The 12,190-nt window shown below is 44.4% G+C and carries 13 protein-coding genes and 1 pseudogene; 10 read left to right on the top strand and 4 right to left on the bottom strand.

What is annotated here, in order from left to right:
* Both Q8K39_RS08240 and Q8K39_RS08235 read right to left on the bottom strand, forming a co-directional pair.
* Positions 1–486: pseudogene (locus Q8K39_RS08240) on the bottom strand (IS5 family transposase); the annotation flags it as partial.
* On the bottom strand, positions 455–1,174 hold the full coding sequence (locus tag Q8K39_RS08235; protein ID WP_305259348.1) for an AAA family ATPase: 720 nt from the start codon (positions 1,172–1,174) through the stop codon (positions 455–457). The pseudogene Q8K39_RS08240 and the gene Q8K39_RS08235, both read right to left, overlap by 32 nt.
* A gap of 334 nt (positions 1,175–1,508) precedes the next feature.
* Between Q8K39_RS08235 and Q8K39_RS08230 the strand changes: the two genes are divergently transcribed.
* Together Q8K39_RS08230 and Q8K39_RS08225 are read left to right on the top strand one after the other, a co-directional pair.
* A complete protein-coding gene (locus tag Q8K39_RS08230) occupies positions 1,509–2,786 on the top strand; it encodes a site-specific integrase (protein WP_305259346.1) in 1,278 nt (425 codons plus the stop codon).
* A 459-nt stretch (positions 2,787–3,245) separates the two neighbouring features.
* Complete coding sequence (locus Q8K39_RS08225; protein ID WP_305259344.1) at positions 3,246–3,743, top strand: hypothetical protein; 498 nt, start codon at positions 3,246–3,248, stop codon at positions 3,741–3,743.
* A 35-nt stretch (positions 3,744–3,778) separates the two neighbouring features.
* Here Q8K39_RS08225 and Q8K39_RS08220 read toward each other — a convergent pair whose 3' ends face one another.
* The gene (locus Q8K39_RS08220; RefSeq protein ID WP_370868581.1) at positions 3,779–3,970 is read right to left on the bottom strand and encodes a helix-turn-helix domain-containing protein; all 192 of its coding nucleotides are present in this window, start codon (positions 3,968–3,970) and stop codon (positions 3,779–3,781) included.
* A gap of 187 nt (positions 3,971–4,157) precedes the next feature.
* Here Q8K39_RS08220 and Q8K39_RS08215 point away from each other — a divergent pair, with 187 nt between their 5' ends.
* From Q8K39_RS08215 to Q8K39_RS08180, 8 genes are all read left to right on the top strand, one after another.
* On the top strand, positions 4,158–5,000 hold the full coding sequence (locus Q8K39_RS08215) for a hypothetical protein (protein ID WP_305259342.1): 843 nt from the start codon (positions 4,158–4,160) through the stop codon (positions 4,998–5,000).
* A gap of 14 nt (positions 5,001–5,014) precedes the next feature.
* The gene (locus Q8K39_RS08210) at positions 5,015–5,806 is read left to right on the top strand and encodes a hypothetical protein (protein ID WP_305259340.1); all 792 of its coding nucleotides are present in this window, start codon (positions 5,015–5,017) and stop codon (positions 5,804–5,806) included.
* A 182-nt stretch (positions 5,807–5,988) separates the two neighbouring features.
* Complete coding sequence (locus Q8K39_RS08205; RefSeq protein ID WP_305259338.1) at positions 5,989–6,315, top strand: hypothetical protein; 327 nt, start codon at positions 5,989–5,991, stop codon at positions 6,313–6,315.
* A gap of 1 nt (position 6,316) precedes the next feature.
* A complete protein-coding gene (locus tag Q8K39_RS08200) occupies positions 6,317–6,730 on the top strand; it encodes a hypothetical protein (RefSeq protein WP_305259336.1) in 414 nt (137 codons plus the stop codon).
* Entirely contained in the window at positions 6,727–7,791 is a 1,065-nt protein-coding gene (locus Q8K39_RS08195; RefSeq protein WP_305259332.1) for a site-specific integrase, read from the top strand. Before Q8K39_RS08200 ends, Q8K39_RS08195 begins: the two co-directional genes overlap by 4 nt.
* A 211-nt stretch (positions 7,792–8,002) precedes the next feature.
* Positions 8,003–9,499: an Eco57I restriction-modification methylase domain-containing protein gene (locus Q8K39_RS08190; RefSeq protein WP_305259330.1), complete on the top strand. Its 1,497-nt coding sequence runs from the start codon at positions 8,003–8,005 to the stop codon at positions 9,497–9,499.
* An 84-nt stretch (positions 9,500–9,583) separates the two neighbouring features.
* Positions 9,584–10,645: a BsuBI/PstI family type II restriction endonuclease gene (locus Q8K39_RS08185; protein ID WP_305259328.1), complete on the top strand. Its 1,062-nt coding sequence runs from the start codon at positions 9,584–9,586 to the stop codon at positions 10,643–10,645.
* 35 nt (positions 10,646–10,680) lie between these two features.
* Entirely contained in the window at positions 10,681–11,592 is a 912-nt protein-coding gene (locus Q8K39_RS08180; RefSeq protein ID WP_305259326.1) for a toll/interleukin-1 receptor domain-containing protein, read from the top strand.
* A 39-nt stretch (positions 11,593–11,631) separates the two neighbouring features.
* Here Q8K39_RS08180 and Q8K39_RS08175 read toward each other — a convergent pair whose 3' ends face one another.
* The gene (locus Q8K39_RS08175; protein ID WP_305259324.1) at positions 11,632–12,174 is read right to left on the bottom strand and encodes an SLATT domain-containing protein; all 543 of its coding nucleotides are present in this window, start codon (positions 12,172–12,174) and stop codon (positions 11,632–11,634) included.
* Positions 12,175–12,190 lie beyond the last annotated feature (16 nt).

The following is a 12,190-nucleotide window of genomic DNA, read 5'->3' as shown; positions in this document are numbered from 1 at the left end:
CCCTTTCTATCCGTGATGTCGGCTGTTGTCACGGCAATGGCATGAGGTAGCCCCTCTGTGTCAACCGCAATATGGCGCTTGATTCCTGATACTTTCTTCCCTGCATCGTAGCCTTTGTGTTTTGCCGTATCCGTGTTTTTGACACTCTGGGCGTCAACGATCAAAAAGGTGCTGTGTACGTTCCGACCATGTTTGGTACGGGCCGCGCCAACCTGATTTTTTTAAAGCCTGCTCCAGCAGGCTTAACTCACTTCCCAACGGCTTCTCTTTCCATTGCTTAAAGTACGTGTACACCGTACTTTTGGGAGGAAAGTCGCTCGGCATCATGTCCCACTGGCAGCCGCTTTTTAACACGTACAATACCGCGCAGAAAACATCATATAAATCCACTTGGCGCGGCTTGGTTTTCTTGCGTGCGCTCAGCAGAATATCTTCTATCTTCGCAAACTGTTCTCTACTGATGTCGCTTGGGTAGGCTTTTCTCATCACCTAAGTTTACGCAATATTCCTTTTGTTTACAATAAGATCTCGAACTGCCTCTAAGAGGGCCTACCCAAATAATCGACTCCGAAAAATCTATTAGGGTATTTTCGATAGCGATTATGTCGCTTAGTAATTCATGTGGAATACTGTTGCTTGAATGAAATATTTTGGGAGCTAATCCTTCAAAAGAAAAGATATACTTTTCCAAAATACCACTATCAGATTGATTACAAAGATATGTATTTTCACGTTGATAAGGAGATGTGTAATTATCTATATCTAATAAAAATATCTTTGTCGGAAGCCCATTTTTTGTGATATGGAATTCTGTAATTAATGCTCTATTAATTTCGCGTAAATACGATATTACATATTTAACTTCGAAATGAACGTTATCTTTACCTAGCTCTTTAAAAGTAAAACCAATTTCCAGTGGCGAGCTACCTTCTCCAGTGAGAAGGGCGCTAAATCCTGATTCTTCCCCATCCACATTGACAGGCAATAACGGATACACAGATTTAAGCGTAATAGCTTTGGAAATAGAGACTAATAGTCTTAAGATTGAACTTTTCCCTGCACTATTCTCGCCAAAAACAAGAGTTAGTGAAGATAGATTGATGACAGCTCTCTTTTTGAAGCCCTTGTAGCCTTCAACAAAAACAGAAGTAATCTCTAAATTTAAGATAGTCATTGCTTATCCTTAGATATGCGAAAGTCTGACGGCCTAGAAATGCTATTCGCAGATGTAAATACATATTCAAACTAGGAATTAAATTTCTTAATGATCGCAACAAGTGCTTAAAAGTTGTCACATCAAAATAATATCGTATTGTTTTTTAGTTGATCTATTCACGTCTATTGCCGTATATTTTAAATTATAAGTATTTGATTTTAAAAAGAAATTTGTTCATTGTTGTCTATTGATGTATCATTCAATCGCGATAAAAATGTGTAGCTAGGAGTGTAGCTAGCTACAAATTTATATGTTACGACTAGGATGAAACGTGGGCACTAGAACAAAGGAAATGCTTGAATCGCTTCAGTTAAAACACTGGATGCGGGCAGTTGAGAACGGTGATGCTCTCACTGTCAAAGATCAACAAACAAATGAAATTATACAACTCCCGTTGCCACTTGCTAGGTCAGATGGAGATGGCCTAACTTTTACGCTTTCTAAATCAGGAACTGCCTCTTGGGTTCTTCGTTATCGGCACGCTGGACGTGCCAGGGAATTTACGATTGGCAATTATCCTGATATTGGGCTATCCGAGGCGAGAAGGCGAGCACGTGAGCAACGAGCAGAAATAGATCGAGGCAGCGACCCGGCTTCAGATAAGCGAAAAGCCAAAGCAATGGCTTTGCAAGATTGGACAGTTCGAGAGTTGATTGACGATTATAGAAATAAAATTCTCGCTGGTTTAGGGATTAGTACCCAGCGCAGCTATGGTCGCAATTTAATACGTATTGAATCGAAAATGGGGTCATACGTCGTGTCAAAAGTTACGCCATTGGACATTGTCACTATGATTGAAGAGGTGGCGGCAACGTGGACTGAATCAAGCATGCTTTTGTCCACTGCTAGGATGCTTTTTCGTCACGCGGCTGGGAAAAGAATAATTCCAGCCAACCCTTGCGTGGGCATTGAATTAAATGCTGTATTGGGGAAGCGCCCCTCAATCAAAAAGAGGTTGATGCTTGCCGAACAAGAGTTAAAGTTGCTTTTTGCAGCTGATATGCGGCGGGAGAATGCCTTGGCGGTCAGACTGCTGCTTGCTACAGCGGTACGTTCGGATGAACTTAGAAATGCCAAATGGGATCAGTTTGATTTTGAGAAACGAATTTGGAGCGTGCCATCAAGTAAGACGGGTCCAGGCATCCAAATTCCCCTTACATCGTCAGTTATAGCCTGGTTAAAAGAACTTCAGTCACTCACTATTAATTCTATGTTTGTTTTACCTGCCAGGGCAGAGCGCAGGAAAGTCAAATTTGGTGGAGATGCGCCGATTAACCCTAATACTATTGGGGCAGCTATTGAGTTCTGGTACGTCGAACATAGTCCTGCTGTAAGACGATTTACACCCCATGATCTACGGTCAACCGCAAAAAGTCACATGCGCAGGCTCGGTGTACCTCGTGACATTACAGAGATGTGTCTGAATCATAAATTGCCCGGCATAGAAGGTATATATGACGTGCATACGTATTTTGAAGAGAGACGTCAGGCGTTGACGTTGTGGGGGGATTATTTGACGCAAATTGAGAATGCATGCCTACCTGCTGGTGAGCAGGAAAATCGTAAATAATATTTCCTGCTTCATACGGCGTTTGTATGCCATGTCACGTATTTGGTGCAGCCAATGCGATACGGCAGCTTGTCTGGCCGTTTAAAGCCGTTCTCTGGCGTGCAAACTTAGTTGGCTACGGCAGTGCGTAGTTTTTGTGAAAAAACTCCAAGCTTGCCGATTTTAACAGAGAAAAGTACGTTGTACACGAAGTTATTATCACGTGTCCCATTGAGTAAACTCCGGTAAAATTTAGCTGTCAAAGCTCATTTTCAACGACATACTTGCCACGCGCATTTGTCAGAGTTTTGATATCACCGCGCAGCAGCACGTTCTTGAGGTTAACGCATCAGAATTTTGGGTGCGATCAACCTGGTCAAGTAGTTTTCAATTTTCCTCGGAATTTCTTTGATTCTTTATTATCAAGGTGGGTGTCGCTGCGCGCATTTCTAATGCAATCCTATCCAAAAAGGAACGACTATGGCTACTACCCCGGCAGGGAGTCAACCGCAGACCATTCAGCCTGTATTTAAAAGAATTCAACAGGCTGTCGATCATGATTGTGCTTTCGCGTGCATTGCGATGATTACTAATAAGTCGCTAGATGAAGTTGTTCAGGTCGCCATTGATAAATTTAAACATCCTGCGAACGGTCCATATTTCATTACGGAGGAATTGATCAATAAAGTCCTGGCTCATTACGGGTTTGTCTCAACCATCTACAAAGAGGTTGAAACGGGTCTTGTTGATATCCACAACGTCGCAATAGCGATGGTGGATTACGACCCAGAAACCGAAATCGGCAGGCATGTGGTTTTTGTCAGGGATAAATCGAATACCAAGCAGCCAGTAGAGTACATGATAGACCCCGCATATTGGATTGATGCATCTTTGTATGTGCGCACTGATTTTCAGACGCTGGTTCCCGCCTGGTTCATTGGAGTGACGCCAATGAATCGAATGGCAGCCAAAAGTTAATTGCCGTACATGCCAAGGCAAGCTGCAAGTCTTACTTATGCTTTTGGCGGGTAGTCTTGCAATAATTCAGGCATCGATACATTCAAGGCGTGTGCTATCCGCTCAATATTGCATATCGAGATATTGCGTCGGCCACGTTCAACCGAGCTGATGTAATTGGGATGGAGATCAGAAAGTTCGGCCAGTTTTTCCTGAGTTAAGGATTTCTCTAACCGAATCCGCTTCATATTCGCAGCAAACAATAGCTGCGCTCCACACTTTTGAGTTTGGATGTTTTGCACAAGACGAAGCATCCAATGTTCATGACGCCTAATCCACACACTTTGAGTTTGGTTGATGTATTATGTGCAATGCTATCCAAACTCAAAGTGTGATTTTTAACATGTTTCTAGATTTTATTATGAGGACGACAACGTGACGCCACAAACTCAAACACCTAACCAGGAACTCCAGTCGGACACGGCTACTTTTCAGGTGATTCTCAAAGGCTTGCAACCAGGGGAGTCACCCTCTGAGGCCAAGCAAAAATTAGCAGTGTTATTTAAAACAAGTCTTGAACAGGTTGATGCTCTGTTGTCGAGCTCCAACTTTGTAGTAAAGAAAGGTATTTCTTTTGATCTGGCCAGTAGTTATAAAGGCTCCATCGAGGCAGCAGGGGGCGCATGTGAATTACTACCAGAACGAGATGTACTGGCATTAGATATTGACTTGCCGACTCCTGATGCATTCGCAGCTAAAACGGCAGCATCACCACCAAACTCAGGAAGTGCAGTAGCTGGTTCACCTGCTGGCGGTAACGCGCTGAAAACTGGGATTGAGAATCTTGATGTGTTAAAGCACAAAATCAGCAAGAACACTGCCTACCTGGGGGTGCTGGTTGGCATGGGCATATTTGCTTTTTCATTCTTCCTATCTTGGGCCTGTGTTCCAGCAGGTCAAATGGCGCGTGATGGTGGGTCGGTTACTGGCTGGAATGAGAAAGCCTATCTTGCGCTGCTCCCGCTAGCCTTCGCTTTATACCCAGTATTTCTCCAGAAGTCGGTGCAGCTAAAGAATCTGCTTGTGAACATTGTCATTGCATTTGTGCTGCTTGGTTACAACAACGTCGCAAACAAAACAACATGGACTAACCACTACGGCAACATGGGGTCAACGTTAGACGTCGGCTTCTGGATAGGCTTCGTAGCAATGTTGACGATTTCAGCTTGCGGCATAGCCTGGTCATTGCACACCACGGATAACGATGAAGTTCAATAAGGAAATAAATCCAAATGAAAAACAACTTAACCTCTAAAAATCAAGTCCAACCCACATTCGCTCACCTGATAGGCGGCTTCCGAATGATTGTCGCTTTCGGTGCTGTGCTGTCACTTGCTGCATGTAGTAACGGCAAGCCAGGAGCATCGGATATAGAACCATATATCAAAAACGTGCTGGGACAATGTGAACTCTGGACTGTTAATGATGTTCGCAAAGTTGACGGCATCGAAGAAGGTAAATCTTATCGCGTCGATTTTACGGCTGCACTCACTTTAAAGCAGTCACCCGAACAAGCTCTCCAATCCTACATCCAGCACAAAATGGACCCGAGCTGGATTGGATGTCATACCTATATTTCAAATCTGGCTGTTTTGAGCGCAAATCAGGATAAGGCGGAACTGGTAAAAAAATACAACTTGTCAGGCTTTGGCATGCTGATCAAATCAGAGCAGGGCTGGCGACTGGTAGGTGATAACTTGCACCTCGAATTCGCACCAGCGTCAGGCTCAGAGAATGCCACGGCACCCACACCAGCACCGCCATTAGCACAGTCAAATAAAGTAGAGACGCCACCTGCGCAGCCGGCTCCCACATACATCACACCAGAACCTGCACCAGTTGCCGCACCTTTAAGTCCTTGCGTTGCTAAAAAAATGAGCGAGTGGGAAAAGAAGCGTGACAATGAAATAACGCTTGCCAGTAAAGAGGCTGCAGATAGAGGCGAAGAATTGAGAATCAGTGCTGGTCAAGAAGAGTTGATGAAACAAGAGGCGCTGGAAAAGGCTGCATCAGATTGTCGTTAGCAGCCTGTTCGTCAGACTTCAAAGCTGGCCATCCTTATTCCCCATTGATGCTTTCTGAATAGAAAGCGCAGTCCCTTTTTACTCCCAATAGACGCTGAAAATTGTTCGCTGAAGGATTAAGCCTTCAGTGGACTTTTGTCGTCTTCCTGTTTGTAATAATTGCATTAGCCGGAATAAATTCCATGAGAGATAAAAATAAAAACCTAAGTGAGTTCGAGATTGGGCAGCATGCTCAGCGCAGAATATTGTTTTCTGCCGGGCGCATCGTAGCCACAACTGCAATGGCATCCTACTTGTGCGAGATCGGCATAGAAACTAATTCTTACTTGCTTCGCCACTTGCAAGGTGATTGGGGTGATATTACGCCTGAAGACGTGATTGCCAATAATTTGGCTGTCCAGAATGGCTCACGTATATTCTCTGCATACGTAGCCATGAACAGAAGGTTCTGGATTATCACTGAAACAGATCGCAGCGCCACCACGTTACTATTTCCTGAGGAGTATTAACATGAAACCATATCGATCGGTAAACAGGAGCGAGAAAGAGGTTGCGGAAAATTTTGCTACGCGGCCTATCCGCGATCTGTTGCTACAACTGCCGCACTTGACAGTAAATGAGCAATATGAAATCGACTACGCGGCGGCAAATCCAGTTTTACTGTCTCAGTTCGCACTTAATGGGGAAGCAGCAATGCTGACGATCCACCGAGGCATATCAGCCATCGGCTTATTGATAGCACATTCGTCGCCGGAAATTGAGTCCCGAGAAATACCTGCTGATGCGACTGAGGCAATAGGATGGTTGCTTGGTGAACTAGGGGAGTTTGCAGCGGTTATACATTCTATCGCTGCAGCATGCCGTAGATCGACAGTTGATTTTGAACCAGGTGCGATTGAGCGCTTTCCCAACGCCAAACCATGAGCAGCTTCGGCACATCAATTAAAGATGAAATTACTTTCCCTTATTTTTGGCTAATGGCCAAAAAACCTATTTCATGGACAATCAAAATGGCTATTCAAAATATATCACCGTCAGCCACCAAGAATGCAAAACGATTAAAGCCAGATCAAGCCATTAAAGCGCCAATACAGTCATTAGTTGAAAGCTACACGGCAGCCGCACAATCAAAAGCTACACAACACGCTTATAACGCTGCTATACGCCATTTTAAACAGCATGGCGGCACTATACCAGCGACACCAGCTATGGTTGCTGAGTACATCGCTAAATTCGCTGATTCACTGGCAGTAGCAACCCTTCAGCACCGGTTAGTCGCCATCCATCGAGCACACTCTGACATTGGAATCAAATCCCCAGTAGTGGATAAGTCTGTGAAAAGGACAATGCAGGGAATTCGCCGCACATTTGGGACAAGTCAGCGTCGCGTCACTGCCTTGGTGAAAGATGATCTGCTGGAAATTATGATTCTGATTGATCAGCAAAGCCCTTTGAAGGCGGCACGAGATAAGGCATTATTATTAATTGGTTTCGCTGGTGCGTTTAGGCGATCTGAATTGGTTGCGTTGAAGATTGAAGACGTCAGTACTTACGACACAGGTTTGGAAATATTATTGAAGCGATCAAAGACCGACCAAGAGGGGGCGGGTAGAACGGTGTTTATACCTTATGCAAAAGGAAACCGTTGCCCAGTGAAAGCGTTGCAGGGGTGGCTTATGCTTGCAAACATCACAGAAGGGGCAGTGTTTAGGCCAGTTAGTCGTCACGACACTCTTGTCAGTAAAAAATCTTTGACCCCGCAATCCGTTGCTCTGATATTAAAAGCGGCAGTTCGCAGAGTAGGTGGGGAGGAAGCTGCCCGTAATGTTGCTGGACATAGCTTACGTGCCGGTTACTGTACAGAAGCTGCCATGACGGGATTGCAGCCCTACCAAATTCGGGAACAGACAGGGCACAAATCGGATGTTACTTTGGCTCGTTATATCAGGCCAGTGTCAAAGCGAAAGATCCCGAGCTTGCTTTGAATTGATGGTTTGGCATATGTCGTTGCCGTCAGAAGACGTTGCTTGCCAATGCAAACACTGGGTGTTAATAATAAGTTGACAATTGACTGTTGTAACACTTAAATTCCTTTTTCATTTGCAGAATTTTGGTGGCGAGTCAAACATGCATTTGCTTGAGTCAATCGCTCCTAAAAACTATGTACAAAATCGAGGCACTAAAGGAAAATGCCGCATGATTAAATTTGCACACTCCAAAGGTCGGGCTTTTGTAGCGACACTTTCTCGCGAAGACCAAAAAAGCATGGGTCAGTTCATGACTCCGCCAGAAATTGCTACTTTCATGGCACAGCGGCTCGTAGCCGAGGTAGATCAGCCAGTAGTTCGCGTTTTAGAGCCTGCGGCTGGGGCGGGCATACTTGCAGCAGCTGTAATTCAAGAACTGCTTAAAAAAGAATTCCCCCCCGCACGCATTGAGTTGTTGATGTTTGAGCTCGATGAACGTCTTATCAGTGGGCTTGAAGAATTAGCTAACTTATTACAAATTGCTTGCGAAAAGCAGGAAATCGTACTTGATTGGAAAGTTTTACAAGAAGACTTTTTACTTTCTGAATTGGCAGTTACCGGTGTCGCTACGGAAAGTTTGCTTATCATCGCCAATCCGCCATATTTTAAGCTGAATAAAAGCGATCCTCGAGCAGTTACGCATAGCTATGCTGTTTATGGGCAGCCTAATATTTATGGCCTATTTATGGCTGCATGCGCCCGTCTTGCCGCAGGAAATGGGAAATTTTGCTTCATTACGCCTAGATCGTGGATGAGCGGTAGTTATTTTGAGGCCGTTCGTCGCTCTATATTCGCTTGTTTAAATATAGATGCCCTGCATTGTTTTGAGAGTAGGAAAGATCACTTTTCAGAAGAGGCGATTTTGCAAGAAGCTGTAATTACCTGGGCAACAGGCATTGCTCAGATTGATCCTCGCTTAACTGTTACCGTGACACGAAGTGTTGGGGTAACGGACATGAATAACGCGGCATTGCAAACGCTGCCATTAACGAAATTGTTTGAAGACAATGTGACGAAAGTTATGACGTTGCCATTGTCAAATGAAGATAGTCCATTTGATTTATGGACTGGGACACTTGAAACATACGGGCTTAAAGTATCTACTGGCCCTGTAGTCCCCTTTCGCTCTTTAGATTACATTCGGTCTGTTCCTGAGGATGGTACAGTACCACTTCTTTGGATGCAGCATGTATCGACAAGTGGTGTTAGATGGCCTATCCAGAAGAAGCGAGAGTACATTTTGGCGAATGCAGGGTCAGCTTGGATGCTGGTGAGAAATGCGCCTATGGTGTTAATGCGCCGGTTTAGCCCCAACGAGAATGCACGTCGCATAAATGTTACTGCCTATGCTGGTGACCTGCCTGGTGATGTGATTGGGCTTGAAAATCATTTGAATTATATTTATCAGTTGAAAGGCGGAATGACTGTAGATGAGGCACGTGGACTCTCAGCATTTCTTGGAAGTAGTATGGTTGACAGGCACTTCCGTAGTACTTCTGGCAGCACTCAAGTCAACGCGACTGACTTGCGAAAAATCAAGCTGCCTCCGCTGGCTCAGCTTTGCGCTATTGGAAGAATGCTAACGCCAGACAGCTCGCTAGAACAAATGGATATTGCTGTAGAGCAGGTTTTGCGTGAGATATTTCCGCAGCAGTTAAGCGCTTGAGGATATTTTAACTGGAGGTTAAATTTACTTGTTGCAGTTCTTGAGGTGCAGGTATAAAATTGGTTCCAACATTAAGGAGCCAATATGAATTCTCTTCCTGCATTGCCAAGTATTGACGAAATTAGAGAGCGAGTGAATGTTATTTTCCCAGATAACTTCCCAGACAGACGTATTCTTACGGGGGAAATGGCGACTAAAGCATATTTTGTGGCTCTTTATGGTGGATTCACAGAAAGTGCAGCTCGTTTTTTTCGTCCGTCAACAATCATACGATTTAGTCATGAGCAAGCAACGCTTGTAGACGATTCAGCGCGATTGACTTGGCTATCCACTTGCCAGACACCAGGACATAAGCCATTAGGTCAGCAATGGTATGCCGACAATACGCGTGAGCCGTTACGTGATGATTTAATCCGAAATAGAGCCCTTCCTATCGGCATTATCGTCAAGCGCGAAGGTGTTGCTCCGACCAGCCCCGCACCTATCTATGCCATATCCGATGATTTTGCTACGCTTTTATCTCCCGATTTGAGCGGAGACGCGTTGAATGAAGCCATTCTTCAATGGCAAGAGAAAGCCTTAAATCCTATGACACTGAAGCGCATGAGGCTTCTAGCAAGAGGTGTTACAGAGAAACAAGGGCAGGTTAGTGTAACCTTACCGACGACCAACAAGGTACTCAGACTGGCGGCAGGTGAGGCCTCGATTATTACCCGCGACGTATGTCAAGACTTGGCCATTCGGCTTATGAAATCTCCTGTTGTGATACACGTAAGTATTTCGGATCAAAAAACTTTCCCAGAGCTCATTGGCGATGCAGCAGCTTATGGCTTGGAATTCAATCCATCTGCGGAGCTACCCGATGTCGTAATGGTAGATGTTGGTAGCGATCAAGGTAAAGTTGCATTTATAGAAGTTGTTCATTCAGATGGTCCAATTACAGAAGTCCGAAAAAATGCTCTTTTAAAGATAGCAGCTGATGCTGGGATACCGGCTGCGAGAGTCTTATTGATAACAGCGTTTGAGGATCGAAGTAGTTCTCCTTTCAAAAAGAGAATTAGTGAATTAGCTATTGGCAGCAAGGTTTGGTTTAGAAGTGAGCCGGATGTGCTGTTGTCGTTCGACGAATTGCTAATGGCAGTTTGATTTACTGACTAAATTTAGAATGAAGTGGAATGTAAATGTATAACTTGCTCATGACTTCTGGCAGCGGTAACTGGAACAAGTCATCCTGGATAATGGAAGCACCACGCTTTCTTGAATACACGAATGACATTATTGCAGCAACTTTTAAGGCGATGGATAATTCTAATATCGAACGATTAAAGCAGCTTCCATCATTGTTTGCATATGAGAATTTCGTTCAGGAACCAGCAAGGGTGGGCCGTATCACTGGTATTCAACGCCGAACGTCAGAGCTACAAATTACTTGGGAGTTGGACTTAGCCATTCCTTCACTGTCACCACAGCAAATGAAGATGCTTTATCGTGATCTTGATATAGATGAAAAATGGGAGATCAATCGAACGCACTGGGCAATTAAGGATATTGACCTTATGGGTGTGCTGCATAGGGCCGGCTTAGTATCCGCAAATAGACAGGTTTTGCCGCGGCCGCCTAGAGTCTTCATCTCGTATTCGTGGGACTCACCCGAGCATCAGCAATGGGTGGCACGATTAGGAGGTGAGTTAAGAATGCGGGGGATCGATGTAATTCTAGATCAGTGGCATGCACGCCCTGGCTCTGATTTAGCTGCATTCATGGCACGATCATTGGGTGAGTCAGATAGGGTGCTGGTTGTTTGTACCGAGCGATATGTGGGGAAGGCAATGGAGCGGCAGGGTGGTGCTGGATATGAACATATGATGGTTACTGGTCAGTTAATGCAAAATGCCGGTACATCAAAATTTATTCCCTTAATACCTTTGGGCCCGAAGGCGCCAATCTTGCCACCGGAGCTTAGCACGAGGTTAGGCTATCGCTTCGATATGAACAATAATTCTGCGAATCAAGAGCAGTTGGATTCATTGGCGCGAGAGCTGCATAATGTACCTATACCAATTCCTCCATTGGGGCGAAATCCGTACCTGTAATAAATAAACTGGTTATAGACTAATCTATTGTAGATTTCATTACGGCTTGGGGGCAACGATTGTTGAGTTACTGGACGCCAAGCCACTTTTGAATGCCTTGGTCCAAGCTAAAGTTTCTTTATTGATGATCAAGTGTTTTTCTGTAGATACACGGATAAGCTCATCTACCGACATCTTTATTACATCTGGAGTTGTGTTTGTAAGTGTAAAGTTTATCCATGTCAGCAAAAATTTCTCTTTTACTCGCTCCAATTCGAGTTTCGCAAGGGTGAATCTCATCCAAGCATCAGAATGGCCATAATATTTTTCAAAAGCGAATACGGTCGCAGTTAGAGCGATAAAGACGGATGTCCACAGAGGGGATATAAAAAACTTGTCGCATATTTTGATTTGCGAAAGCGTAGGAATAATTGCGGACATTCCACCGAAACTGATCATTAATACTCGAAGCCCTCTAGCCCAACGACCACGTTGCTCAATATTTCTCGTATACCACGCAATTGACTGATCAAATTCTCTCAGCAAAGCTGACTTAGCTTCTTCTATTAATTGGTTTGGTTGCTTAATATTTTCTGTGGTCATATCAAAGTTACTCAGT

It is taken from the genome of Undibacterium sp. (assembly GCF_030683615.1).
GTDB classification, from domain to species: domain Bacteria; phylum Pseudomonadota; class Gammaproteobacteria; order Burkholderiales; family Burkholderiaceae_D; genus Undibacterium; species Undibacterium umbellatum.
The sequence above is the reverse complement of the archived record's forward strand: the minus strand, read 5'-3'. Positions and strand labels throughout refer to the sequence as shown.

What these genes read in the sequence shown, in the direction of transcription:
- Q8K39_RS08235 (WP_305259348.1), bottom strand. Translation starts at nt 1,174, where the DNA reads ATGACTATCTTAAATTTAGAGATTACTTCTGTTTTTGTTGAAGGCTAC.
- Q8K39_RS08230 (WP_305259346.1), top strand. Translation starts at nt 1,509, where the DNA reads ATGCTTGAATCGCTTCAGTTAAAACACTGGATGCGGGCAGTTGAGAAC.
- Q8K39_RS08225 (WP_305259344.1), top strand. Translation starts at nt 3,246, where the DNA reads ATGGCTACTACCCCGGCAGGGAGTCAACCGCAGACCATTCAGCCTGTA.
- Q8K39_RS08220 (WP_370868581.1), bottom strand. Translation starts at nt 3,970, where the DNA reads ATGAAGCGGATTCGGTTAGAGAAATCCTTAACTCAGGAAAAACTGGCC.
- Q8K39_RS08210 (WP_305259340.1), top strand. Translation starts at nt 5,015, where the DNA reads ATGAAAAACAACTTAACCTCTAAAAATCAAGTCCAACCCACATTCGCT.
- Q8K39_RS08205 (WP_305259338.1), top strand. Translation starts at nt 5,989, where the DNA reads ATGAGAGATAAAAATAAAAACCTAAGTGAGTTCGAGATTGGGCAGCAT.
- Q8K39_RS08200 (WP_305259336.1), top strand. Translation starts at nt 6,317, where the DNA reads ATGAAACCATATCGATCGGTAAACAGGAGCGAGAAAGAGGTTGCGGAA.
- Q8K39_RS08195 (WP_305259332.1), top strand. Translation starts at nt 6,727, where the DNA reads ATGAGCAGCTTCGGCACATCAATTAAAGATGAAATTACTTTCCCTTAT.
- Q8K39_RS08190 (WP_305259330.1), top strand. Translation starts at nt 8,003, where the DNA reads ATGATTAAATTTGCACACTCCAAAGGTCGGGCTTTTGTAGCGACACTT.
- Q8K39_RS08185 (WP_305259328.1), top strand. Translation starts at nt 9,584, where the DNA reads ATGAATTCTCTTCCTGCATTGCCAAGTATTGACGAAATTAGAGAGCGA.
- Q8K39_RS08180 (WP_305259326.1), top strand. Translation starts at nt 10,681, where the DNA reads ATGTATAACTTGCTCATGACTTCTGGCAGCGGTAACTGGAACAAGTCA.
- Q8K39_RS08175 (WP_305259324.1), bottom strand. Translation starts at nt 12,174, where the DNA reads ATGACCACAGAAAATATTAAGCAACCAAACCAATTAATAGAAGAAGCT.